Annotated in this window: 17 protein-coding genes; 11 read left to right on the forward strand and 6 right to left on the reverse strand. The window is 73.5% G+C overall.

Translation table 11 applies throughout. The annotated features are described in order from the left end of the window. Window positions 1-68: 68 nt before the first annotated feature. A complete protein-coding gene (locus ACJ9NR_RS13175) occupies window positions 69-2,237 on the forward strand; it encodes a molybdopterin oxidoreductase family protein (RefSeq protein WP_412487737.1) in 2,169 nt (722 codons plus the stop codon). Here the strand turns inward: ACJ9NR_RS13175 and ACJ9NR_RS13180 are convergent. Next, window positions 2,230-2,640: a gamma-glutamylcyclotransferase family protein gene (locus tag ACJ9NR_RS13180; RefSeq protein WP_412487738.1), complete on the reverse strand. Its 411-nt coding sequence runs from the start codon at window positions 2,638-2,640 to the stop codon at window positions 2,230-2,232. The genes ACJ9NR_RS13175 and ACJ9NR_RS13180 overlap by 8 nt on opposite strands. 128 nt (window positions 2,641-2,768) lie before the next feature. On the opposite strand from ACJ9NR_RS13180, the gene ACJ9NR_RS13185 reads away from it, so the two are divergent. The 3 genes from ACJ9NR_RS13185 (at window position 2,769) to ACJ9NR_RS13195 (ending at window position 6,024) form a co-directional block, all read left to right on the forward strand. After that, window positions 2,769-4,421: a M4 family metallopeptidase gene (locus ACJ9NR_RS13185; protein WP_412487739.1), complete on the forward strand. Its 1,653-nt coding sequence runs from the start codon at window positions 2,769-2,771 to the stop codon at window positions 4,419-4,421. Between the two features lie 331 nt (window positions 4,422-4,752). Continuing rightward, window positions 4,753-5,271 carry a GVDTG sorting domain-containing protein gene (locus ACJ9NR_RS13190; protein WP_412487740.1) on the forward strand — a complete coding sequence of 173 codons (519 nt, stop codon included), beginning with the start codon at window positions 4,753-4,755 and terminating at the stop codon, window positions 5,269-5,271. A gap of 132 nt (window positions 5,272-5,403) precedes the next feature. Beyond that, window positions 5,404-6,024 (forward strand): class F sortase, encoded by a 621-nt coding sequence (locus tag ACJ9NR_RS13195; protein ID WP_412487741.1) that lies wholly within the window; start codon window positions 5,404-5,406, stop codon window positions 6,022-6,024. Here ACJ9NR_RS13195 and cpt read toward each other — a convergent pair. After that, entirely contained in the window at window positions 6,008-6,556 is a 549-nt protein-coding gene (cpt, locus tag ACJ9NR_RS13200) for a chloramphenicol phosphotransferase CPT (RefSeq protein WP_412487742.1), read from the reverse strand. The genes ACJ9NR_RS13195 and cpt overlap by 17 nt on opposite strands. A gap of 253 nt (window positions 6,557-6,809) precedes the next feature. On the opposite strand from cpt, the gene ACJ9NR_RS13205 reads away from it, so the two are divergent. Genes ACJ9NR_RS13205 through nirD form a run of 3 tightly spaced genes read left to right on the forward strand, consistent with a single transcriptional unit; the run spans window position 6,810 to window position 10,998 of the window. Then, window positions 6,810-8,021 (forward strand): NAD(P)/FAD-dependent oxidoreductase, encoded by a 1,212-nt coding sequence (locus ACJ9NR_RS13205; RefSeq protein WP_412487743.1) that lies wholly within the window; start codon window positions 6,810-6,812, stop codon window positions 8,019-8,021. Continuing rightward, a complete protein-coding gene (gene nirB / locus ACJ9NR_RS13210; protein WP_412487744.1) occupies window positions 8,021-10,630 on the forward strand; it encodes a nitrite reductase large subunit NirB in 2,610 nt (869 codons plus the stop codon). The genes ACJ9NR_RS13205 and nirB overlap by 1 nt, the downstream gene beginning before the upstream one ends. After that, window positions 10,627-10,998 carry a nitrite reductase small subunit NirD gene (gene nirD / locus ACJ9NR_RS13215; protein ID WP_412487745.1) on the forward strand — a complete coding sequence of 124 codons (372 nt, stop codon included), beginning with the start codon at window positions 10,627-10,629 and terminating at the stop codon, window positions 10,996-10,998. Before nirB ends, nirD begins: the two co-directional genes overlap by 4 nt. Before the next feature lie 350 nt (window positions 10,999-11,348). On the opposite strand, the gene ACJ9NR_RS13220 is transcribed toward nirD, so the two are convergent. Next, window positions 11,349-12,275, reverse strand: coding sequence for an oxidoreductase (locus ACJ9NR_RS13220; protein ID WP_412487746.1), 927 nt, complete (start codon window positions 12,273-12,275; stop codon window positions 11,349-11,351). Window positions 12,276-12,425: 150 nt separating this feature from the next. On the opposite strand from ACJ9NR_RS13220, the gene ACJ9NR_RS13225 reads away from it, so the two are divergent. After that, complete coding sequence (locus ACJ9NR_RS13225) at window positions 12,426-12,965, forward strand: DUF4232 domain-containing protein (protein ID WP_412487747.1); 540 nt, start codon at window positions 12,426-12,428, stop codon at window positions 12,963-12,965. A gap of 131 nt (window positions 12,966-13,096) precedes the next feature. On the opposite strand, the gene ppdK is transcribed toward ACJ9NR_RS13225, so the two are convergent. Both ppdK and ACJ9NR_RS13235 read right to left on the reverse strand, forming a co-directional pair. Continuing rightward, a complete protein-coding gene (gene ppdK, locus ACJ9NR_RS13230) occupies window positions 13,097-15,817 on the reverse strand; it encodes a pyruvate, phosphate dikinase (RefSeq protein WP_412487748.1) in 2,721 nt (906 codons plus the stop codon). Between the two features lie 418 nt (window positions 15,818-16,235). Beyond that, a complete protein-coding gene (locus ACJ9NR_RS13235; protein WP_412487749.1) occupies window positions 16,236-17,432 on the reverse strand; it encodes an ROK family protein in 1,197 nt (398 codons plus the stop codon). Window positions 17,433-17,553: 121 nt separating this feature from the next. Between ACJ9NR_RS13235 and ACJ9NR_RS13240 the strand changes: the two genes are divergently transcribed. The 3 genes from ACJ9NR_RS13240 (at window position 17,554) to ACJ9NR_RS13250 (ending at window position 23,051) form a co-directional block, all read left to right on the forward strand. Then, window positions 17,554-19,053, forward strand: a complete 1,500-nt coding sequence (locus ACJ9NR_RS13240) for an MGH1-like glycoside hydrolase domain-containing protein (protein ID WP_412487750.1) — start codon at window positions 17,554-17,556, stop codon at window positions 19,051-19,053. Then, the gene (locus tag ACJ9NR_RS13245; RefSeq protein WP_412487751.1) at window positions 19,050-20,987 is read left to right on the forward strand and encodes an amylo-alpha-1,6-glucosidase; all 1,938 of its coding nucleotides are present in this window, start codon (window positions 19,050-19,052) and stop codon (window positions 20,985-20,987) included. The genes ACJ9NR_RS13240 and ACJ9NR_RS13245 overlap by 4 nt, the downstream gene beginning before the upstream one ends. 441 nt (window positions 20,988-21,428) lie before the next feature. Further along, on the forward strand, window positions 21,429-23,051 hold the full coding sequence (locus tag ACJ9NR_RS13250; RefSeq protein WP_412488821.1) for an alkaline phosphatase family protein: 1,623 nt from the start codon (window positions 21,429-21,431) through the stop codon (window positions 23,049-23,051). Between the two features lie 13 nt (window positions 23,052-23,064). On the opposite strand, the gene dusB is transcribed toward ACJ9NR_RS13250, so the two are convergent. Further along, a complete protein-coding gene (gene dusB, locus ACJ9NR_RS13255) occupies window positions 23,065-24,252 on the reverse strand; it encodes a tRNA dihydrouridine synthase DusB (protein ID WP_412487752.1) in 1,188 nt (395 codons plus the stop codon). Window positions 24,253-24,254: the final 2 nt, after the last annotated feature.

Raw genomic sequence — 24,254 nt, forward strand, 5'->3', positions numbered from 1 at the left:
GGCCGTCGTGCCGCCGGCGTAACAGGGGGCCGGACCGCACGAAACACGGCCGCAGCACGCTGGACGCCATGCAGACCTCCGCGACGCCCACGCACTGCCCGTACTGCGCCCTGCAGTGCGGGATGAACCTCACGCCCGTACCGCGGGGGCAGCTCCCGGGCCTCTCAGGCACCGGGGGGCGCACGGTCGAGGTGAGCGAGCGCCCGGACTTCCCGGTGAACCGGGGCGCGCTGTGCGGCAAGGGCCGTACGGCGCCCGAGGTGCTCTCGTCCCGGGTGCGCCTGACCTCGCCGCTGGTGCGCTCCGGGGACACCCTCGCGCCCGCCACCTGGGACGAGGCACTGGACCGGATCGCCGGGGAGCTGCGCCGCACCCGCGCGGAGCACGGCCCGGACGCGGTCGGGGTCTTCGGCGGGGGCGGTCTGACGAACGAGAAGGCGTACGCGCTCGGCAAGTTCGCCCGGGTGGTGCTCGGCACCTCGCAGATCGACTACAACGGGCGCTTCTGCATGTCGTCGGCGGCGGCCGCCGGCACGAGGGCGTTCGGGCTGGACCGGGGGCTGCCCTTCCCGCTTCAGGACATACCGAGGACCGGCTGCGTGATCCTCGTCGGGTCGAACCTCGCGGAGACCATGCCCCCGTCGCTGCGGTTCTTCAGCGAACTCAGGGAGAACGGCGGCACGTTGATCGTCGTCGACCCCCGCCGTACGAAGACCGCCGAACAGGCCGACCTGCACCTCGCGCCCCGCCCGGGCACCGACCTCGCCCTCGCGCTCGGCCTGCTGCACCTGGTCGTGGCCGGGGGGCGGGTCGACGAGGCGTACGTCCGGGAGCGTACGGCCGGCTGGGAGGAGGCGCGGGCCGCGGCGATGGCGCACTGGCCCGAGTACGTGGAACGCGTCACGGGGGTGCCCGTCCCCCTGCTGCGCGAGACGGTGCGGCTGTTCTGCGAGCCGGCGAACGCGATGGTGCTGACCGCGCGCGGGCCCGAGCAGCAGTCCAAGGGCACCGACACGGTGGGCGCGTGGATCAACCTCTGCCTGGCCACCGGCCGGGCGGGCCGCCCGCTGTCCGGGTACGGCTGCCTGACCGGGCAGGGCAACGGGCAGGGCGGACGCGAGCACGGCCTGAAGGCCGACCAGTTGCCCGGCTACCGCAAGCTGGACGATCCGGCGGCGCGGCGGCACGTCGCCGAGGTGTGGGGCGTGGACCCCGGCAGCCTGCCCGGACCGGGCCGCAGCGCCTACGAGTTGCTGGACGCCCTGGGCACGGACATCCGGTCCCTGCTGCTGATGGGGTCGAACCCGGTGGTGTCGGCGCCGCGGGCCGCGCATGTCGAGGAGCGCGTCAGGTCGCTGGACTTCCTGGCCGTCTGCGACGTCGTGCTGTCCGAGACCGCGGCCCTCGCCGACGTCGTCCTGCCGGTGACCCAGTGGGCGGAGGAGACCGGCACCACCACCAGCCTCGAGGGGCGCGTCCTGCTGCGGCGCAAGGCGGTCAGCGCCCCCGAGGGGGTGCGCAGCGACCTGGAGGTCATGCACGACCTGGCCGACCGGCTCGGCGTGGAGAAGGGTTTCCCGGCCGACGCCGAGGAGGTCTTCGAGGAGCTGCGCCGGGCCAGCGCGGGCGGGCCCGCCGACTACTCCGGGATCACCTACCGCAGGCTGGCGGAGGAGAACGGGGTGTTCTGGCCGTGCCCCGGGGGCGGGCCCGCGGACGAGGGGTCCGCCGGCGCCCACCCAGGCACCCCGCGCCTGTTCCTCGACCGGTTCGCCACCCCGGACGGGCGGGCCCGGTTCGCCCCCGTCTCGCACCGGGCGTCCGCCGAGGAGCCGGACGAGGAGTACCCGGTGCTGCTGACCACCGGCCGGGTCGTCGCCCAGTACCAGTCCGGTGCCCAGACCCGCCGCGTGGCGGAGCTGAACGCCGCCGCCCCGGGCCCGTTCGTGGAGCTGCACCCGCGGCTGGCGGCACGGCTCGGGGCGGCCGAGGGCGACCCGGTCGCGGTGGTCTCCCGCCGGGGCCGCGCGGTGGCGCCGGCCCGCATCACCGCCTCGGTCCGTCCGGACACCGTCTTCATGCCCTTCCACTGGCCGGGCGAGGGCCGCGCCAACACCCTGACCAACCCGGCGCTCGACCCGACCTCGCGGATGCCGGAGTTCAAGGTGTGCGCGGTGCGGCTGGAGGCCGTGCGGCCGCGGCCGGGCGGCCGGGCCGCGGACCGCACCCTCACCTGAGCCGCCAGTCACCGCCGTCGATCAGCTCGCCGCGGGCGCGCAGGCGCGCGGCGACGGCGGGGGCGGCCAGGTAGACCCAGGCGCGCACGGGCGGGCCGCCGCCGGCGCGGCGCACCTCGCGCCCGACGCGCTCGTAGAGGTTGCGCGGGTCGCCGGGCGCGTACTCCTCCAGCCGGTCGAGGTCGGTGAGCAGTTCCTCGTACTCCCGCGGCCGTGCGGTCACCAGCGCGCCGTGCACGACACCGCCGCGCTCCTCGACGGCGTACGGAAAGCCCGGTCCGGCGTAGAGCACCGCGCCGTTCAGCCGGCCCGGCTCCGCGGCCCGGGTGCGGCCGCGCAGGAACAGGTCGTGGTTGGCCTCGCCGGGCAGCAGGGTGCCGTAGACGAAGAAAGGGAGACTCACAAAAACGATTCTCTCTCCACACATACCTCCTCGTCCGCGCTATGGACCCCGATCTGTCATGGCCCCTTAAATCTGAGTCGACAAGCGCCTTCCCCCACGCGCCCGTTGGCGCCCTTCCGAGGAGATGCATGAGTCGGATACGTATCGACGTCCGGGGCTCCCGTCGTCTCGCCGCCCTCGGCGCGGCCGTGACCAGCGCCGGCCTGCTGGCCGCCGCGCTCTCCCCCGCCGCCGTCGCGGACGACCGGCCGACCAGGGCGGGCGCGATCCGGAACGCCGCCTCGGCGCTGCTCGAGCACGCCGCGGGCCTCGGGCTCACCTCCGACGAGGGCACGAAGGTGCGGGACGTCGTCGTCGACGGCGACGGCACGCAGCACGTGCGCTACGACCGGACGTACCGCCGGCTGCCGGTCCTCGGCGGCGACTTCGTGGTGCACCTGGCGCCCGACGGGACCTACCGCGGCGCGGACAGGGCGACGCGCGGCACGATATCCCTCGCCTCCACCCACCCCTCCATACCGGCGCCGAGGGCCGCCGGCCTCGCGGCGAACGCGCTGCGGGCGGTCAACCTCGGCGAGACGCTGAAGAAGCTCACCGCCGAGCCGCGGCTGGTCGTCGACGCCCTGCACGGAAGGCCCAGGCTGGCCTGGCGGACGGACGTCGCGGCGCGGGACTCGCTCGGCAACCCGGTCTCCCGCACCGTCCTCACCGACGCGCGTACCGGCGCCCAGATCGACGCCTGGAACGACATCGAGACGGCGACGGGCGACGGCAGGTCGCTCTACAGCGGCACGGTGCCGCTGCGGACGACGCAGTCGGGCTCGGCGTACCAGCTCAAGGACCCGACGCGCGGGGGCACGTACACCGGTGACGCCGCGAACCAGTCGGACCTGTGCATCCTGACCACCATCTGCGTCAGCCGGGCCCCGTCGACGGTGTTCACCGACGCGGACGACCACTGGGGCGACGGCACCGGCGCCGACCGCGCCTCGGCCGCGGTGGACGCGCAGTACGGCACCGACATGACCTGGGACTTCTACAAGAACGTCTTCGGCCGCAACGGGATCGGCAACGACGGCAAGGGCTCCTACAACCGCGTCCACTACGGCAACAGGTACAACAACGCCTTCTGGGACGACAGCTGCTTCTGCATGACGTACGGCGACGGCGACGGTACGACGTTCGGACCGCTGGTGGGGCTGGACGTGGCCGGCCACGAGATGACGCACGGCGTCACCTCCAAGACGGCGGGGCTGACGTACTCGGGCGAGTCCGGCGGCCTGAACGAGGCGACCTCCGACATCCTCGGCACGCTGGTGGAGTGGTACGCCGACAACTCCTCCGACCCCGGTGACTACCTGATCGGGGAGAAGATCGTCCGCTCCGGCTTCGGCCGGGACGCCCTGCGCTACATGGACAAGCCGTCCCGGGACGGCCAGTCCGCCGACTACTGGAGCCCTTCCGTCGGCAAGCTGGACGTCCACTACTCCTCCGGGGTCGCCAACCACTTCGCGTACCTGCTGGCCGAGGGCAGCGGCGCGAAGACCGTCAACGGCGTCAGGTACGACTCCCCCACCTACGACGGCAAGCCGGTGACCGGCATCGGCCGCGACAAGCTGGGCCAGATCTGGTACCGCGCGCTGACGGTCTACATGACGTCCTCGACGGACTACGCGGGGGCCCGCACGGCGACGCTCGACGCGGCGAGGGACCTGTACGGCGCGGGGAGCACCGAGTACGCCGCGGTGGGGGCGGCCTGGAGCGCGGTCAACGTGCACTGAGCCTCCGCCGGAACCGACGACGCCTGTCTGCCGCCTGCTGCCTCCCGCCTGCTGCCTGTTGGCTGCCGGCGGGGGGGGCAAGCCCTCGCCGTGATCGCCGGGTCACCCGTTCACACGCGCGCCCTGAGCCCAACGGGTGCTCTTCCGGCACGCGCCGGGCACACGCCGGTGACCTGCGGGAAGTCCGCCCGAGCGGCTTGCCGGGCCGCCGGTCTGACACCCGTTCAGCACATTTCTGACGCACCTTCAGCAAGCGGTCCCGGCCCGGTGCCACTTACCTCGGAGGGACAGAGGACACCGATAGACAGCTCGACAGCTCGAAGGAGCACCGATGCGACGTACCGCCCGTCTGCTGACCGGCACCGCGCTCGCCGTCGCCGCCGCGGGCTCCGTGGCCGCGCCCGCGTACGCGGGCGGCACCGGCAGCCTGGACGTCTTCCCGTCCTCGGCCCTGCCCGGCGGCGAGGTGACGGTGAACACGGCGGACTGCGCGGCCGGTACGGCGGCGGGCGACGCGGGCGCGCTGGGCGCGGGCCCCTTCACGCTGGCGCCGAGCGCGCACGAGGACGAGGCGATCGGGCAGTTCCGGGTGCCGTCGAGCGCGCAGCCGGGGACCTACGAGATCGTCGCGCAGTGCGCCGAGGGCGGCCGGCAGGTCAAGGGCGACCTGGTGGTGACCCTGGCGGCGGAGGCGCGCGGGCAGGCGCCCCACGGAGGTGTGAAGACGGGGGTCGGCGGCGCTCTGGGCCCCGATCCCGTGCAGACCGCGGCCGGCGTGGCGGCCCTCGCCGTCGCCGCCGCGGGCGGTACCTGGCTCCTGCATCGCCGGGCGAGAGGCGACGGGATCTGACGGACACCCTCCGCTGTCCGTCCACCGGTACCGCTTGTCCCTCCCCCTCCGGGCCCGACGCCCCTCGCGGCCCGGAGGGGGGAACGGGTCCACCGAACGGGTCCGCCCGCTCCCGTCCTGCAGGAGGCACGTGTGCGCCGCGTCAGCGACATCGCGATAGGTGCCGTCACCGTGGCCGCCCTGTGCGCGGGCGCGTGGCTGCTCACCACGGACGCCCGGACGGACGCCCCGCCGCAGCCCTCGGCGGCGCAGGCCCGCACCGGCCGGGGCGGCGAACCGCCCGCCGCGCGGGCGCTGCCGCCCTCGCCGCCGAGCCGCATCCGCATCCCGTCGATCGGGGTGAACGCCCCCCTCATGGGCCTCGCGCTCACCCGGGCCGGCACCCTCGGCGTGCCGCCCGCCGCCAGGAAGAACCTGGCCGGCTGGTACGAGGCCGGCACCACCCCCGGCGAGCGCGGCACCGCCGTGGTCGCCGGCCATGTCGACAACGCCGAGGGCCCCGCCGTCTTCTACGACCTCGGCGCCGTCCGCAGGGGCAGCCGCGTCGAGGTGGACCGGCGGGACGGCCGGACGGCCGTGTTCTCGGTGGACGCGGTCGAGGTGTACGACACCGAGCACTTCCCCGACCGGAAGGTCTACGGGCCCGCGAGCCGACCGGAGCTCCGCGTGATCACCTGCGGCGGCGGCTACTCCCGCGCCACCGGCTACCAGGGGAACGTCGTCGTCTTCGCCCACCTCACGGGCAGCCGCTGACGGCGACCGCCGCCGCGATGGTCCGCGCGCACTCCAGTGCCTCCGTGTGCGTGGTGTCGACCTCCACGTCGTAGGTCACGCCCCGGTGGACCAGGTCCGCCTGCTTCTCGGCCATGCCGTGCGCGCGGTCGCCTCGCGCGATCTCGCGGCCTGCGGCGGTCCCGGGCGCGCAGCGCACACCGGCCCAGAGCACGTTCAGGCCGTCCAGGGCCGTGCGCCAGCGCCGCTGGGAGTGGGCGCCGCCGAGGAAGACGTCGTCCACGAGGACCCGGGCGCCCGCGCGGGCCGTCGCCGCGACGCCCTCGCGCCAGGCCGCCTCCAGCGCCCGGAACTCCGGGCCGACGCTCACCTGCCCGTCCGGTGCGAAGCCGATCCCGCCGAGCGAGTCCCGCAGCGCCGGGGGCAGCTGCTCGACGAACGTGTCGATCGCGAAGGCCAGCCACGGTTCGGGCAGGACCGCCTGAAGGCACCGTACGATCCCGGACTTGCCGGAGCTGGAGCCGCCGTTGAGCACGATCACCTGAGTCGTCACCGGGCCACGCTAGCGCCGGCGCGGGCCCGGCCCGCACGCGGTGCCCGCGGGCTCACCGGTCCGCGCCTCACCCACCGCCCTCCGGATGCCCGCCCGGGATCCTCCCGCCCGCCCCCCGCCCCGGCCTCACACCAGGCCCCCGGCGTGTGCCCCGAACCCTCACACCCGCCCCGCGCCGGCACTGAGGGCAGCGTTCCTCGCGGGAAACAGACGTGATGCGGCCGGGTAACACCGGCACCGCACGCTCCTGGACATGACCTCGAATACGCGTGTGGTGGTGATCGGCGCCGGGCTCGCGGGCGTCCGGCTCGCCCGGCGGCTCGGTGAGCTCGGCACGCCCGTGACGCTGATCGGCGAGGAGGAGCACCGCCCGTACAACCGGGTGCTGCTCGCCGAGGTGCTGGCCGGGCGCTACAGCCCGGACGTCATCGCGCTGCCCGCGCCCGCGGAACTGGTCCGCGGCCGGGTCACGGGCATCGACCGCGAGGTGCGAGCCGTACACCTCGCGGACGGCTCGCAGACCGCGTACGACACCCTGGTCCTGGCCACCGGCTCCAACCCGGTGCTGCCGCCGCTGCGCGGTCTGTTCACTCCGGACCACGTGCTGCCCGAGGGTGTGCACGCGTTCCGCACCATGGGCGACTGCCTCGGCCTGTCCAGGGCCGTGCGGCCGGGGGTGCGGGCGGTCGTCATCGGCGGGGGGCTGCTCGGGGTCTCCGCGGCCCGCGCGCTCGCCCTGCGCGGCGCGCAGGTCGTCCTCGCCCAGCAGTCCGAGCGGCTGATGGAGCGCCAGCTCGATCCGGCCGCCTCGCAGCTGGTCCGCCGGCACCTGACCGGCCTCGCCGTCGAGATCCACACCGAGTGCCGGGTACGGGACGTGCGCTGCGTCGGCGGCGCGGTCCGCTCGGTCGAGATGCACGACGGCTACACCCTCGACGCCGACCTCGTCGTCCTGGCCTGCGGAGTCCACCCCCGCGTCGGTCTCGCGCAGACCGCCGGCCTGGAGGTACGCCAGGGCGTCCTCGTCGACGACGAACTGCGCACGTCCGATCCGCGCATCCGGGCGATCGGCGACTGCGTCCAGCACGACGGCACGGTGTACGGACTCGCCGCCCCGGCGCTCGAACAGGCCGAGGTGCTCGCCGAGTTGCTCTCGGGCCGCGCCGAGGCCCGCTACACCGGCACCCGTTCACTCACCCGGCTGACGCTCGCCGGTGAGGGCTTCTTCGACCTCGCCGCGTTCGGCGAGACGGAGCCGCGTCCCGGGGACGACGTCGTCCAGCTCACGGACGCCACCCGCGGCACCTACCGCAAGGTCGTCGTCCGCGACGACCGCCTGGTCGGCGGGGTCCTCGTCGGCGAACTCGGCACCGTCGGCGCGCTCGCCCGCGCCTGGGAGGGAACAGAGCCGCTCCCCGACGACGGCCCCCTGCTCCACCTGCTCACCAACGATGGAGGCTCCTGATGACCGCCGCCCCGGAGGCCACCCCCACGATCGTGCTCGTCGGCCACGGCATGGTCGGCCAGCGCTTCCTCGAAGCGCTCGCCGCCCGCGGCCTGACCGCCACGCACCGCGTGGTCGTGCTGTGCGAGGAGCCGCGTCCCGCCTACGACCGCGTCGCCCTCACCTCGTACTTCTCGGGCCGGACACCCGAGGAACTCTCCATGACCGACCTGGAGTTCATCGCCGACCACGGCATCGAGCTGTACGTCGGCGACCCGGCCGAGACGATCGACCGCGAGGCGCGGAAGGTCACCGCCCGGTCCGGCAGGACCTTCGACTACGACACCCTCGTCCTCGCCACCGGTTCCTTCCCCTTCGTGCCGCCGGTGCCGAACAGGGACGCCGAGGGCTGTTTCGTCTACCGCACGATCGAGGACCTGCTCGCGATCGAGGAGTACGCGACGTCGCGGGCTACGGTCGGCGCGGTGGTCGGCGGCGGTCTGCTGGGGCTCGAGGCGGCCGGCGCCCTGAAGGGCCTCGGACTCACCTCCCACATCGTGGAGTTCGCGCCCCGGCTGATGCCCGTCCAGGTCGACGAGGGCGGCGGCGCGGCCCTGCTGCGCACGATCGAGGAGATGGGCCTGAGCGTCCACACGGGCGTCGGCACGCAGGAGATCGTGGTCGGCGGGGACGGCGCGGTCACCGGCATGAAGCTCTCCGACGGCTCCGAACTCGCCACGGACATGGTGGTGTTCAGCGCCGGCGTCCGCCCCCGCGACCAGCTGGCCCGCGACTGCGGCCTCACCGTCGGCGAGCGCGGCGGCATCGCCGTGGACGAGCAGTGCCGTACCGTCTCCGACCCGCACGTCTTCGCGATCGGCGAGTGCGCGCTGGCCTCCGACGGCCGGGTGTACGGCCTGGTCGCCCCCGGCTACGAGCAGGCGGAGACGGCCGCCGCGACGATCGCCGAGGACGAGGCGTCCTTCACCGGCGCCGACCTGTCGACGAAGCTGAAGCTGCTCGGCGTGGACGTGGCCTCCTTCGGCGACGCGCACGGCGCCACCGAGGGCTGCCTGGACGTCGTCTACTCCGACTCCCGCGCCGGCCTGTACAAGAAGCTGGTCGTCGGCCGCGACGGCACCCTGCTCGGCGGCATCCTGGTCGGCGACGCGGAGGCCTACGGCACGCTGAAGGCGTTCACCGGCTCCGTCCCGCCCGTCGAGCCCGAGTCGCTGGTGCTGCCCGCCGGCGCCGGCGAGCCCGTCCAGCTCGGCCCGACCGCGCTGCCGGACGACGCGATCATCTGTTCCTGCAACAACGTCACCAAGGGCACGATCCGCGGCGCGGTGACCGAGCACCGGTGCACGACCGTGCCCGAGGTGAAGAAGTGCACCAAGGCCGGTACGACGTGCGGCAGTTGCGTCAAGGTGCTGGGACAGCTGGTCGACGCCGAGCTGGAGGCGTCGGGCGTCGAGGTCGACAAGGGCCTGTGCGGCTGCTTCTCCCAGACCCGCGAGGAGCTCTACGAGATCGTCCTCGCCCTGCGCGTCAACACCTACCAGGACCTCCTCGACCGCTACGGCCGCGACGGCGCCCGGGGCGGCGACGGCTGCGAGGTCTGCAAGCCGGCCGTCGGCTCGATCATCGCCTCCCTCGCCCCGACGATCGGCGCCAGCGGCTACGTCCTGGACGGCGAGCAGGCGGCGCTGCAGGACTCCAACGACCACTTCCTGGCCAACCTGCAGAGGAACGGCTCGTACTCGGTCGTGCCGCGCGTCCCCGGCGGTGAGATCACCCCCGAGGGCCTCATCGTGATCGGCGAGATCGCCCGCGACTTCGGCCTCTACACGAAGATCACCGGCGGTCAGCGGATCGACATGTTCGGCGCCCGCGTCGAACAGCTCCCGCTGATCTGGATGCGGTTGGTGGACGCGGGCTTCGAGTCCGGCCACGCCTACGGCAAGGCGCTGCGCACCGTGAAGTCCTGCGTGGGCTCCACCTGGTGCCGCTACGGCGTCCAGGACTCCGTCCGTATGGCGATCGACCTGGAGCTGCGCTACCGGGGGCTGCGCTCCCCGCACAAGCTCAAGTCCGCGGTGTCGGGCTGCGCCCGCGAGTGCGCGGAGGCCCGGTCGAAGGACTTCGGCGTCATCGCCACCGCGGGCGGCTGGAACCTGTACGTCGGCGGCAACGGCGGCGCCACCCCGCGCCACGCGGACCTGCTCGCCCAGGACCTCTCCGACGCCGAACTGATCCGTCTCATCGACCGGTTCCTGATGTTCTACATCCGCACCGCGGACCGCCTGGAGCGCACCTCGACCTGGCTGGAGCGCATCGCCGGCGGCCTGGACCACGTACGGGAGGTGGTGGTGGAGGACTCCCTCGGCATCTGCGAGGAGCTGGAGTCCCTGATGGCGGCGCACGTGGCGAACTACGCCGACGAGTGGGCCACCACCATCAACGACCCCGAGAAGCTGGCCCGGTTCGTGTCCTTCGTGAACGCGCCGGACACCCCCGACCCGGTCGTCGGCTTCGTCCCCGAGCGCGACCAGATCAAGCCCGACCTGCCGCTGCTGTCCATCGGCATGCGTCCCGCCGAAGACCTCCTGGAAGGAAGCGCCCAGCGATGACCCTGGCACCCGAGACCACCGACCTGAAGATCCAACTGCAACTGGAGGAGGGCTGGCTGACGGTCTGCGACCTGACCCGGCTGGTCCCGGGCCGGGGTGTGGCCGCGCTGCTGCCCGACGGCCGCCAGGCCGCCCTGTTCCGCGACCGCAGCGGCGAGCTGTACGCCGTGGACAACCGCGACCCCTTCGGCGGCGCGGCGGTCCTCTCCCGCGGCCTGACCGGCTCCCACCAGGGCCGCCCGTACGTCGCCTCGCCCCTGCTGAAGCAGCGCTTCGACCTGGCGTCGGGGCAGTGCCTGGACGACGAGTCGGTGCGGGTGGCGACGTACGCGGTCCGGACGACGGCGTACGAGACGCGGGCGGCGTAACCGGCCGCGGCCCACCCCGGGCACTCCCGGCCGACCACCCCGGCCATTCCCGGCCGACCGCCCCGGCCGACCGCGCGGCCACTCCCGGCCGACCACACCGGCCGTTCCCGGCCGACCACCCCGGCCGACCACCCCGGCCGACCGCCCCGGTCACCGACCGTTCCGGCCCGGCCCGTGACGAGTGCGCGCGGGTCACCCCGTCCCTCGGACGGCTCCCGTCCACCGGTGGGATCGCCGCCGCGGTCCGCTGCCCGGCTCCTCGGCCGACGCCGCCTCGGCGGCCGGTACGGAACCGGTGGCGGACAGCGGCGCCAGGGCCCGAAGGGCGCCTCTTCGCGCGCCGGCTCACGTCACGCCTTCAGCCGGTCGTACGTCACCCCCGTCAGCCGTTCGGAGGCGGCCCAGAGGCGCTCCCCCATCGCGTCGTTGAGCGTCCAGGGCGCCCGCCACGACGGCGCGGGCCCCCCGCGCCACATCAGGAACGAGGGCCCGGTGAAGGAGTCCGGCCGCACGCCGGGGGCCGTCGCGGCGTACAGGACGGGCAGCGCGCCGGTCCGCGCCGGCTGTGCGAAGACCCGGTTGCCGATCTCCATCGCCCGCCCGACGAGCCTGCGTCCCTCCATGCGGGGTGCGGTGCCCTGGAGGTTGGTGGCCGCGTACCCGGGGTGGGCCGCGGCCGCCACCACGTCCGCGCCGTGCGCCGTCAGCCGGCGCGCGAGTTCGTGCGTGAAGAGCAGGTTGGCGGACTTGGAGCGGGCGTAGGCGATCCAGCGCCGGTAGCGGCGCTCGCCGCTGAGGTCGTCGAGGTCGACGTTGGCCAGCGCGTGCATCTCGCTGGAGACGGTCACGACCCTGGCGCCGGGCGTCGCCAGCAGCAGTGGCAGCAGCCTCCCGGTCAGCGCGAAGTGCCCCAGGTGGTTGACGCCGAACTGGGTCTCGAACCCGTCCGCGGTCGTCCCGTACGGCAGCGCCATCACCCCGGCGTTGTTGACCAGCAGGTCGAGCCGGCCGTGCGGGAAGCGCTCCGCGAACTCCCGTACGGAGCCGAGGTCGCCGAGGTCGAGCCGGCCGACGGCGACGTCCGCGCCCGGCACCTCACCGGCGAGTTCGCCGGCCGCCGCGTTCCCCCGCACCTCGCTCCGGCACGCGAGCACCACCCGCGCGCCCCTGCGCGCCAGTTCCCGGGCGGTGACGTACCCGAGTCCGCTGTTGGCCCCGGTGACGACGGCGACGCGGCCGCTCTGGTCGGGGATGTCCTCTCTGGTCCAGCCGGGCATGGCCTGACTCCCTTCACGCGCTCGACGGTGCTTTTCCTCTTTCCCGGCGCGACGGACGCCGTTCGCCGTGACGCCGAACTTTTCCCGCCGGGGGCGCATCGAACCCAATGACCACCATTCACCCATTCAGCCGATGAAGGGGGAATCACCATGTTTCCGCGCTCACGACACTTCTTCCGGCGCGGCACCGCCGTGTCGCTGACCGCCGCCCTCGCCGCCCTTGCCACCACCGGACTCACCTGGAGCGCGTCCGCGGCCCCGCGGACCGGGACCCCGGCGCGCACCGTGCCCACCTGCACGGTCGGAGACCTGCATCTTTCGCTGGGCCGCAAGGAAGGCGCGGCGGGCTCGCTGTACCAGCCGATCAGGTTCACCAACACCGGCCGCGGCAGCTGCGCTCTGCGCGGCTACCCGGGCGTCAGCGTCCTGGACTCCCAGCACCGGCAGATAGGCCCGGCGGCCACCCGCAGCGGCCGTTCCTACGCCACCGTCGTGCTCGCCCCCGGCCGCTCCGCCTCCGCGGTCATGCGCACCACGAACGGCCCCGTCGGCGGCCCCTGCGAGCCCACCGGCAGCTATCTGCGGATCTACCCGCCGGCCTCGTACAAGGCGGTGCTCATACCGGCGCACTGGAAGGTCTGCTCGGGCACCTTCCGGGTCGGACCGGTCAACACCCAGGGCGTCTTCTGAGCGCTCCGGAACGCGGAACACGAAGGGGCGGCACCTCCGCACAGGTGCCGCCCCTCCTTTCGTGGTCCGGAGCCGCCGCCCATCGGTCTTGAGGGTCGGGGACGGGCGGCGGCTCCGGGGCCGGGGGAGGATCAGCGGTGGTCGCTGCCCTCCGACTGGGTGGCCGCGCGTCCGGCCTCCAGGCGCGCCACCGGGATCCGGAACGGCGAGCACGAGACGTAGTCCAGGCCCGCCTCGTGGAAGAAGTGCACCGACTCCGGGTCGCCGCCGTGCTCGCCGCAGACGCCGAGCTTCAGGTCGGGGCGGGTCTCCCGGCCGGCCTTCGCCGCCAGTTCGACCAGTGAGCCGACGCCGTCCCTGTCGATCGTCTCGAACGGGCTGACGCCGAAGATGCCCTTCTCCAGGTACGCCGTGAAGAAGCTCGCCTCCACGTCGTCCCGGCTGAAGCCCCACACGGTCTGGGTGAGGTCGTTGGTGCCGAAGGAGAAGAACTCCGCCGCCTCCGCGATCTGGCCCGCCGTGAGGGCGGCGCGCGGCAGCTCGATCATGGTGCCGATGGAGAGCTTCAGCCGCGTGCCGGTCGCCGCCTCGACCTCGGCGATGACCTGGTCGGCCTCCTCGCGGACGATCTCCAGCTCCTGGACGGTGCCGACCAGCGGGATCATGATCTCGGCGCGCGGGTCGCCCTTGGCGGCCTTGCGCTCGGCGGCCGCCTCCGCGATGGCGCGGACCTGCATGGTGAACAGGCCGGGGATGACCAGGCCGAGGCGGACACCGCGCAGGCCCAGCATCGGGTTCTGTTCGTGCAGCCGGTGCACGGCCTGCAGCAGGCGCAGGTCGTTCTCGTGGGACTCCTGGCGCGACTCCGCGAGGGCCACCCGCACCGACAGCTCGGTGATGTCCGGCAGGAACTCGTGCAGCGGCGGGTCGAGCAGGCGGACGGTGACGGGCAGGCCGTCCATCGCCGAGAACAGCTCCACGAAGTCCCGCTTCTGCAGCGGCAGCAGGGCCTTCAGGCTCTCCTCGCGCTCCTCCTGCGTGTCGGCCAGGATCAGGCGCTCGACCAGCTCACGCCGGTCGCCGAGGAACATGTGCTCGGTGCGGCACAGGCCGATGCCCTGCGCGCCGAAGCGGCGGGCGCGCAGCGCGTCCTCGGCGTTGTCGGCGTTGGCGCGCACCCGCAGCCGGCGCTTGCGGTCGGCGAACGCCATGATCCGGTGCACGGCCTCCACCAGCTCGTCGGCGTCCTGGGCGCCGGCGTGCATCCGGCCCTCGAAGTACTCCACCACCGGGGACGGGACGACGGGGACCTCGCCCAGGTAGACCTTGCCGCTGGAGCCGTCGATGGAGATGAGGTCGCCCTCCTCCACCACGCGTCCGCCGGGCACGGTCATCCGCCGCCGCTTGGTGTCGACCTCGAGCTCCTCGGCGCCGCACACACAGGTCTTGCCCATGCCGCGCGCGACGACGGCCGCGTGGGAGGTCTTGCCGCCGCGGCTGGTCAGGATGCCCTCGGCCGCGATCATGCCGTCCAGGTCGTCGGGGTTGGTCTCGCGGCGCACCAGGATGACCTTCTCGCCGGAGCGGGACCACTTGACGGCGGTGTAGGAGTCGAAGACCGCCTTGCCCACCGCCGCGCCGGGCGAGGCGGCGATGCCCCGGCCGACCTGCTCGGTCTTCGCCTCCTCGTCGAAGCGCGGGAACATCAGCTGCGCGAGCTGGGAGCCGGTGACGCGCTGGAGCGCCTCGGTCTCGTCGATCAGGCCCTGGTCCACCAGCTGGGTCGCGATGCGGAAGGCGGCGCCCGCCGTGCGCTTGCCGACGCGGGTCTGCAGCATCCACAGCCGGCCGCGCTCGATGGTGAACTCGATGTCGCAGAGATCCTTGTAGTGGTTCTCCAGGGTCTCCATGATCTGCATCAGCTGGTCGTAGGACTTCTTGTCGATCCGCTCCAGCTCCGCGAGCGCGACGGTGTTGCGGATGCCCGCGACCACGTCCTCGCCCTGCGCGTTCTGCAGGTAGTCGCCGTAGACGCCCTGGTGGCCGGAGGCGGGGTCGCGGGTGAAGGCGACACCGGTGCCGGAGTCCGGGCCGAGGTTGCCGAAGACCATCGAGCAGACGTTGACGGCCGTGCCGAGGTCGTGCGGGATGCGCTCCTGGCGGCGGTAGAGCTTGGCGCGGTCGGTGTTCCAGGAGTCGAAGACCGCGTGGATGGCGAGGTCCATCTGCTCGCGCGGGTCCTGCGGGAAGTCCCGGCCCGCCTCCTTCTTGACGATCTTCTTGAAGGCGGTGACCAGCTTCTTGAGGTCGGCGGCCTCCAGCTCGGTGTCGACCGTGACCTTCTTGGCGCCCTTGGCCTTGTCGAGGGCCTCCTCGAAGAGCTCGCCGTCGACGCCGAGGACCGTCTTGCCGAACATCTGGATGAGGCGGCGGTAGGAGTCCCACGCGAAGCGGTCGTCGCCGGCCTGCTTGGCCAGGCCCTGCACGGACGTGTCGGAGAGCCCGATGTTCAGGACGGTGTCCATCATGCCCGGCATGGAGAACTTGGCGCCGGAGCGGACGGAGACCAGCAGCGGGTCGTCGGCCTGGCCGAGCTTCTTGCCCATACGGGCCTCGAGGGCGTCGAGGTGCGCACTCACCTCGTCACGCAGTGCCGCCGGCTCCTCGCCGCTGTCGAGGTAGACCTTGCAGGCTTCCGTCGTGATGGTGAAACCGGGGGGAACGGGGAGTCCCAGGTTGGTCATCTCGGCGAGGTTCGCGCCCTTGCCACCCAGAAGGTCCTTGAGGTCCTTGTTTCCCTCGGTGAAGTCGTAGACGAACTTCGCTACGTGAGGTTCTTTGTTTTCCGACACGGTCTCGACTCCCTCGAGGAGGCGGTGGCTGCCCTGACGGCGAGGAACATACCCAGATCGAAGGCGTCTGGGTACGTCCACGCACGCGTCATGCGCCTGTAACCACTCGTCCGCCAGCGGATCGAAAGTCAAAGCTTGGCAAGCGAAGCGGCCCGGATGTTTTCACTTCTTGAACACGGCAGTGCCCACGGGCACGATTTCGTCGCTCACATGAGCGACCTTCAGCCCGTCTGATTTCGGTCGCTGAACGATCGAGGGGTGGCACCCAGTGCCACCCCTTCGCGAAGTGCAGCCGCTCAAGATCCGCTCATCTGAGCGCAACCCTTATCAAGGGTGGCAAGAATCACGCTCTCACAGGAGCCCGGATACCACCATGCGGACGGCTCCCGAGACAGCCGACGGGACGGAAACACGGACGTCACACACCCATCGCCCGCAGCCGCTCCTCCGCCCGATCCGGGGCGTACAGGTGCTCCACGACCAGCGCACCGGCCCCCGCCAGCCCCGCCCGCTCCCCCAGCCGGGAAGTGACCACCTCCAGACGGGCCGTGGAGCGGGGCAGCGCCCGCTGGTACAGCAGCTCCCGCACGCCCGTGAGGAAGGGGGTTCCGGCCAGATCCCCCGCGATCATCAGCACCCCGGGGTCGAGCAGCGTGACGACGGTCGCCAGCACGTCCCCGACCCGCCGCCCGGCCTCCCGCGCCAGCCCGACCGCCTCGGGGTGCCCGGCCGCCAGCAGGTCCCGTACGTCCGCGCCGGAGGCCGCCGGCACCCCGGCCTCCCGCAGCCGCCGCGCGACGGCGCCCCCGCTGGCGACGGCGGCCAGGCAGCCGCGGGAGCCGCACCGGCACAGCGCCTCCCCGCCCACCCGGATGTGCCCGATGTCCCCGGCGCCGCCGTCGACGCCCCGGTAGAGCGCCCCGCCGACCACGACCCCGGCGCCGATGCCGGTCGACACCTTGACCAGGACGAAGGCAGGGCAGTCGGGGTATCCGGCGCGCTGTTCGCCGTAGGCCATGAGGTTCGCGTCGTTGTCCACCAGCACCGGCACCGGCCCGGCGCCCGTGCGCTCGGTGAAGGCGCCGGCCAGCCGGCCCCGAATGTCGTGGCCGTCCCAGCCCGGCATGATCGGCGGCTGCACCACCCGGCCGGTCTCGCTGTCGACGGGGCCGGGCACCGCGAGCCCGATCCCGCAGACCGCCTCCGCCCGCTTCCCGGCCTTCTCCAGCAACTCGGCGAACCAGTGGCCCAGTTCGCCGAGCACGGCCTCGGGGCCGTCCTCGATCACCAGCGTCCCCGAGTGCTCGGCGAGGATCTCGCCGCCGAGGTCGAGGACGGCCGCGCGGGCGTGCCGGGTGTCGAGGTCGGCGGCGAGGACGGCGGCGTGCTCCTCGTCGAACTCCAGCGTGATGGAGGGGCGCCCGCCGAGGGGCGAGCCGACCGGGCCGCCGGCGCCCTCGCGCAGCCAGCCCGCGCGGAAGAGGCGGTCCAGGCGCTGGCCGACGGTGGCCCGAGACAGCCCGGTGGCCCGCTGGAGCGCCCCGCGTGTGGTCGCGCGTCCGCTTCGCACCAGTTCGAGCAGATCGCCGGCGCGCGCCTGTCCCCGTCCCGTCATGAGCACCCCCTTGTGCTTTCCAAGCGTGCATTACATAGTGGGTTTTGCGTGTTAACTAGACGTAACTCTACGATGGCCGCGGCCGGACGAGCCGGCCGGAACGTCTTTCGGGGAGCCCCGCGTGGATCGCACCGCCCAACTCGCCGGCCACGCCGTGCAGCCCTCTTTTGCATACGATCCTCCGCCGGCGGCGGGTTCCCTGCACCACCGGGCCGTGCGCGTCCTGGACGCCAACTGGACCGGCACGTCCACCGTCCCCTCGCGCGGCCTGTACCCGCACCAGTGGTCCTGGGACTCCGCGTTCATCGCCATCGGGCTGCGGCACGTGTCGCCGTTACGGGCGCAGACCGAGCTGGAGACGCTGCTGGGCGCCCAGTGGGGGGACGGGCGGGTGCCGCACATCGTCTTCAACCCCTCCGTGCCGTTCGACGCCTACTTCCCGAGCCCCGACTTCTGGCGCTCCTCGACCGCGGGGCGGGCCGCGGGCGCCCCGCGCACCGTACAGACCTCCGGCATCGTGCAGCCACCGGTGCACGCGCTGGCGGCCTGGCTGGTGCACCGCGCCGACCCCGGGCTGTCCCGTGCGCGCGGCTTCCTGGCCCGGGTCCATCCGCGGCTCGCCGCCTGGCACCGCTATCTGCTGCACCGGCGCGACCTCGGCGGGGGCGGACTCGCGTGCGTCGTGCACCCCTGGGAGCAGGGCATGGACAACAGCCCCTGCTGGGACGTCCCGCTCAGCCGCGTCACGCCCGCCCCGGCGCGCTCCTTCCGGCGCGCCGACCTCGACCACGGGGCCGCCGAGGACCGGCCGACGGACCTGGACTACGGGCGGTACGTGCGGCTGGCGGCGGACTACCGGGACCGCGGGTACGCCGACGGGGACGAGGGGGCGGTCCGCGGGGCCCCGGCCGAGGGCGGTCGCGGGCGGCGGCCGGAGGGGCGGTTCGCGGTGGAGGACCCCTCCTTCAACGCCCTGCTCATCGCCTCCGAGCACGCGCTCGCCCGGATCGCCGAGGAACTGGGCGTCCCCGCGACGGCCCGGCACGCGCGCGCGGAACGTCTGACGGCGGCGCTGGTGGAGCGGCTGTGGGACCCGGCGAGCGGGATGTTCCTCTGCCGGGACCTGCGCTCGCCCGCCGGTGACCTGATCCCCGAGCGCGGTGTCACCGGCCTCGTCCCGCTGCTGCTGCCCGGCCTGCCGCGGGACGTCGTGGCGGCGCTGCTGCGCACCCTGGGCGGCCCGCACTTCGGGGTCGGCGACAGCACCCGGCTCGTGCCCAGCCACGACCTGCTCGGCGAGGCCTTCGACCGGCACCGCTACTGGCGCGGGCCCGCCTGGTTCAACACCGGCTGGCTGCTGGAGCGCGGGCTGCGCACGCACGGCGAGCGGGCACGGGCCGACGCGCTGCGGCAGGCCGTCCTCGACCTCGCCGGCGGCTCCGGGTTCGCGGAGTACGTGGATCCGTACACCGGCGCGGCATACGGCGCGAGCGGGTTCGGCTGGACCGCGGCGCTCGCGCTGGATCTGCTCCACGAGCGCCCCGGACACGGCGTGTCCCCGGCGGGCGCCGGCACGTTCGACAGCGCAGACAGGGCAGTCACGGGAGGGGACCGGGGATGACGGACCGACAGCATCTGCTCGTGCACGGCGCGACGTTCGCGGCCGTCGGCGACGGCGGGGACATCAGCGGGGTGCGGGGATCCGGCCCGCCCGACGGGCTGTTCGTGCGGGACGCCCGGCATCTGAGCCGCTGGCAGCTGACGGTCGACGGCGCGGTGCCCCAGACGCTCACGCCGGTCGCCGACGGGGACACCACGCGCTGCGTGCTGGTCCCGCGCGGCGGCCGCCAGGAGCCGCCCGCGTACACGGTCTTCCGTGAACAGGCCCTCGGTGATGGCGCGTTCGTGGAGTCCCTGCGGGTGACCAGCAACCGCCCGGTGCCGACGACGGTCTGCCTCGCGGTCACCGCCGACGCCGACTTCACCGACCAGTTCGAGCTGCGCTCCGACTACCGCACCTACGCCAAGACCGGCGCCGTCCGCTCCCGCCGGATCCTCGGCGACGGCGTGGAGTTCGGCTACCGGCGCGGCGAGTGGCGCTCGAGCACCACCGTGACGGCCGAGCCCGCGCCGGACGGCGTCGAGGAGACCGGCACCGGCGCCCGCCGCCTGGTGTGGACGCTGGAACTGCGGCCGCACGGCACGACCGAGCTCCTGCTGCGCGTCGCGGCCCGCCCCCACGGGGCGGCGGGCGAGCCGTCCGTCCCGGCGTCCCCGAGCGCCGCCAACGAGCGGCTCCTGGCGCTGGAGGGCGAGTTCGTGGAGGGCGTGGCCTTCCCGACCGGCTGGCCCGAACTGGCCGCCGCCTGCGCCCGCGGCCTCGCCGACCTCGCCTCCCTGCAGGTCACCGCGGCCGGCCCGGACGGCGAGGAACTGCGGGTGCCGGCGGCGGGCGCGCCCTGGTTCCTGACCCTGCTGGGCCGCGACGCCCTGCTCACCTCCCTCTTCGCCCTCCCCTACCGCCCGCAGCTGGCCGCGGCCACGCTCCCCGCCCTCGCCGCCGCGCAGGCCACCGAGACCGGCGCGGACGCGGTGGCCCAGCCCGGCAAGATCGTGCACGAGGTGCGCCACGGCGAGCTGGCGCACTTCGGGCAGGTGCCGTACGGGCGCTACTACGGCTCCGTGGACGCGACGCCGCTGTTCCTCGTCCTGCTCGGGGCGTACGTCGAGCAGACCGGGGACACGGCGCTCGCCCGCCGGCTGGAGTCCCACGCCCGCGCGGCGGTCGGCTGGATGCTGGACCACGGCGGGCTGACCTCGCGCGGCTACCTGGTCTACCGCGCCGACCAGGGGGGCCTGGCCAACCAGAACTGGAAGGACTCCCCCGGCGCGATCTGCTCCGCCGACGGGACGCGGGCGAGCGGGGCCGTCACGGCGGCCGCGGCACAGGGCTACGCCTATGACGCGCTGCGCCGGACGGCGGGGCTCGCGCGCACGGCGTGGGCGGACGAGACGTACGCGGCCCTGCTGGAGCAGGCCGCCGGCGATCTGCGCGACCGGTTCCAGCGGGACTTCTGGATGCCGGAGCGCTCCTTCTTCGCGCTCGCCCTCGACGGCGACGGCCGCCAGGTCGACGCGCTGGCCTCCGACGCGGGGCACCTGCTGTGGTCGGGCCTGCTGGACAAGGAGTACGGGGAGGCCGTGGGGCGGCGGCTGCTGGAGCCGGACTTCTTCTCCGGGTGGGGCGTGCGGACGCTGGCCGCGGGTCAGGCGGCGTACCACCCGCTGTCCTACCACCGGGGATCGGTGTGGCCGCACGACAACGCGCTGATCACGCTGGGGCTCGCGCGCTACGGGCTGCACGACGAGGCGCGGGCGGTGGCGCACGCGCTGGTGGACGCGGCGACGGCCGCCGGGCACCGGCTGCCGGAGGTGCTGGCGGGGTACGGGCGGGACACGCACACGGAGCCGGTGCCGTATCCGCACGCGTGTGTGCGGGAGTCCCGTTCGGCGGCGGCCCCGCTGGCGCTGCTCACCGCCGTGGGGGGCGCGTAGGCCGCGGGCGGCCCGGGAGCCCCTGAAGGCACCTGCGCGAACCGTTTGCCGGGTGTTTGCCGTCGGCCCCTGAACGAGGGCGCCGGGGGGCCCGTACGGACTGGTGGCGGGTCCCAGCCTCCCCAGCGTGGCCCGCCGCTCCGCTTTCCGGGCCTCGCAGGAAGGACCTTGGGGTTGTCTCACGACACGAGCACGCGCCAGACGGCTGATACGGCAGGGGCACCCGAGGACGAGTCCGTGGCGACCGCGACGCGGGAGCCGGGCAAGGACTCCGAGGCGACCGGAACACGGGAACCCGGCAAGGAACTGGTTCTCGCCTCCAGGGTGAGCCCGCCCGCCCCGACCCTCCTCGCCCGCCTCCGCGCGCTTCCCCGTCCCCACCCCCGGCGTGCCTGGCGGCGGTGGCGGGCCGCGCACCCCCGGCCCGCTCGGGTCATCGGCATCGTGGTGACGGCCCTCGCGCTCGCGGTCGTCGTCGCGGCGCTGGTGATGCCGAACCGGTGGGAGACCTTCCGCACGGCCGAGTTCCTGCGGCTGCCGGTGGAGGCGCTGCTCGGGGCGGCCGTGCTGACCGCTCTGCCGCGCCGGCCGCGGCTGGTCGTGGGGGTGCTGTTCGGACTGACGCTCGGCGTGCTGACCGTGCTGAACCTGCTGGACATCGGCTTCTACCAGTACCTCGGCCGCGGCTTCAACGTGATCCTGGACTGGCCGCTGCTGACCGACGCGCAGTCCTACCTCGGGGACCTGCTCGGCAGGGGAACGGCCCGGCTCGCGGCGCTCGGCGCCGTCCTGCTGGTCGTGCTCGTCCTCGCGGTGATGGTCCTCGCGGTGCTCCGCGTCGGCACGGTGGTGGGGCGCAACCGGGGCCGCTCGACCCGTGCCCTGCTCGTGCTGAGCGCCCTCTGGATGGTCTGCGCCAGTCTGAACCTGCAGAACGCCGGTGTCCCGCTGTCCGCCGATCACACCGTCACGATGCTCGAGTACCGGGCTGCGCGGGTCCGCGACGCGATCCGGGACGAGGCCGCGTTCGGCAAGACCGCGCGGGCGGACACCTTCGGCGCGACGCCGCCGAGCCAGCTGGTGCCGGACCTGCGCGGCAAGGACATGATCTTCACCTTCATCGAGAGCTACGGCCGCAGCGCGATCGAGGACCCGGTCGAGGCGCCCGGCGTCGACGCCACGCTCGACGCGCGCACCAAGGCCCTCGCCAAGGCGGGCTTCCACGCCAGGAGCGGCTGGCTGACCTCGGCGACGTACGGCGGCAGCAGCTGGCTCGGCCACTCCACGACCATGTCCGGCCTGTGGATCAACAACCAGAACCGCTACCGGACCGTCACCGCGGGCGACGGCGAGCACCTCACGCTCACCAAGGCGTTCCGGAAGACCGGCGACTTCGACACGGTCGGCGTCATGCCGGGGGTGCAGAAGGGCTGGCCGGAGGCGAAGTGGTACGGCCTGGACAAGGTCTACAACGCCTTCCAGCTGGGCTACAAGGGGCCGAAGTTCAGCTGGTCGACGATGCCCGACCAGTACGCCCTGGAGCAGTTCCAGCAGCGGGTGCACAGCAGGAAGCCGGCCGACGGCAAGTCGCTGATGTCGTTCGTCATCCTGACCTCCAGCCACCAGCCGTGGGCGCCGATCCCGAAGATGGTCCCCTGGGACCGGCTCGGCGACGGCAAGGTCTTCGACGCCATCCACGACGCGGGCAGGAAGCCGTCGGACATCATCACCAGCTCGCCCAAGTCGCAGGCGGAGTACGGCAAGTCGGTCCAGTACTCGGTGACCGCCCTGACCGAGTGGCTGGAGCGCTACGGCAAGGACAACACCGTGCTGGTGTTCCTCGGCGACCACCAGCCCATCGCCCGCGTCAGCGGCGACCACGCCAACCGGGACGTCCCGATCTCGATCGTCGCCAAGGACCCGAAGGTCCTGGACAAGATCGACGGCTGGGGCTGGTCGGACGGCCTGCGCCCCGCCCACGACGCCCCGGTCTGGAAGATGAGCGCCTTCCGGGACAAGTTCCTGACGGCGTACGGCTCGACCCCGCACCCGACGAAGGGCTGAGCCCGCGGCGGGCTCAGCCGCCCGAGGTGTCCAGCTCGGCGTCCTCGCCGACGCCCGCGCAGTCGTAGGGGTCCCTCAGCCAGCCGTCCGGCAGGACGACCCGGTTGTTGCCGGAGGTCCGGCCGCGCGGCCCGTCCGCGCCGGCCGGCCAGGGCTGGTCGAGGTCCAGCTCGTCCAGCCCGGCTCGGAGTTCGGCCAGGGACGAGGTGATCGCGAGCCGCCTGCGCATCTCGGATCCGACCGCGAACCCCTTCAGGTACCAGGCCACGTGCTTGCGGAAGTCGACGACGCCCCTGGACTCGCTCACCCGTCTCCCACCACCGCCCTCAACGGTGGCACTTCGGGCCGCCGCTCCTCTTTCGATCCACTCACCGAGCAGCGTGGCGTGGCGCACCATGACGTCGGCCACCTCGCGCAGCGAAGGCCGCGCGACGTCCTCGGTGCGCCCCTCGAAGGCCGCCACCAGGTCCGCGAACAGCCAGGGCCGCCCGAGACAGCCCCGTCCGACGACCACCCCGTCGCACCCGGTCTCCCGCACCATCCGCAGCGCGTCCCCGGCCGACCAGATGTCGCCGTTGCCGAGCACCGGGATCTCCGGGACGTGCTCCTTGAGCCGGGCGATCGCCTCCCAGTCCGCCGTGCCGCCGTAGTGCTGGGCGGCGGTGCGCCCGTGCAGCGCGACGGCCGTCACGCCCTCCTCGACCGCGATCCGCCCGGCGTCGAGGTAGGTGATGTGGTCGTCGTCGATGCCCTTGCGCATCTTCATGGTGACGGGAAGGCCGCCGGCGCCCGACACCGCCTCCCGCAGGATCGCGCGCAGCAGGTTCCGCTTGTACGGCAGCGCCGAGCCGCCGCCCTTGCGCGTCACCTTCGGCACCGGGCACCCGAAGTTCAGGTCGATGTGGTCGGCCAGGTCCTCCTCCGCGATCATGCGGACGGCCTTGCCGACGGTGGCCGGGTCGACGCCGTAGAGCTGGATGGACCTGGGCTTCTCACTCGCGTCGAAGTGGATGAGCTGCATGGTCTTCTCGTTGCGCTCGACCAGCGCCCTGGTCGTGATCATCTCGCTCACGAACAGGCCCTTGCCACCGCTGAACTCCCGGCACAGGGTGCGGAAGGGCGCGTTGGTGATCCCGGCCATGGGCGCGAGCACGACAGGCGGCGTGACGGTGTGCGGACCGATGGACAGCGGGTGGGGCATCA

The organism is Streptomyces sediminimaris, assembly GCF_047049295.1.
GTDB lineage: Bacteria > Actinomycetota > Actinomycetes > Streptomycetales > Streptomycetaceae > Streptomyces > Streptomyces sediminimaris.

What these genes read in the sequence shown, in the direction of transcription:
- ACJ9NR_RS13175 (WP_412487737.1), top strand. Translation starts at nt 69, where the DNA reads ATGCAGACCTCCGCGACGCCCACGCACTGCCCGTACTGCGCCCTGCAG.
- ACJ9NR_RS13185 (WP_412487739.1), top strand. Translation starts at nt 2,769, where the DNA reads ATGAGTCGGATACGTATCGACGTCCGGGGCTCCCGTCGTCTCGCCGCC.
- ACJ9NR_RS13190 (WP_412487740.1), top strand. Translation starts at nt 4,753, where the DNA reads ATGCGACGTACCGCCCGTCTGCTGACCGGCACCGCGCTCGCCGTCGCC.
- ACJ9NR_RS13205 (WP_412487743.1), top strand. Translation starts at nt 6,810, where the DNA reads ATGACCTCGAATACGCGTGTGGTGGTGATCGGCGCCGGGCTCGCGGGC.
- nirB (WP_412487744.1), top strand. Translation starts at nt 8,021, where the DNA reads ATGACCGCCGCCCCGGAGGCCACCCCCACGATCGTGCTCGTCGGCCAC.
- nirD (WP_412487745.1), top strand. Translation starts at nt 10,627, where the DNA reads ATGACCCTGGCACCCGAGACCACCGACCTGAAGATCCAACTGCAACTG.
- ACJ9NR_RS13220 (WP_412487746.1), bottom strand. Translation starts at nt 12,275, where the DNA reads ATGCCCGGCTGGACCAGAGAGGACATCCCCGACCAGAGCGGCCGCGTC.
- ACJ9NR_RS13225 (WP_412487747.1), top strand. Translation starts at nt 12,426, where the DNA reads ATGTTTCCGCGCTCACGACACTTCTTCCGGCGCGGCACCGCCGTGTCG.
- ACJ9NR_RS13235 (WP_412487749.1), bottom strand. Translation starts at nt 17,432, where the DNA reads ATGACGGGACGGGGACAGGCGCGCGCCGGCGATCTGCTCGAACTGGTG.
- ACJ9NR_RS13245 (WP_412487751.1), top strand. Translation starts at nt 19,050, where the DNA reads ATGACGGACCGACAGCATCTGCTCGTGCACGGCGCGACGTTCGCGGCC.
- dusB (WP_412487752.1), bottom strand. Translation starts at nt 24,252, where the DNA reads ATGCCCCACCCGCTGTCCATCGGTCCGCACACCGTCACGCCGCCTGTC.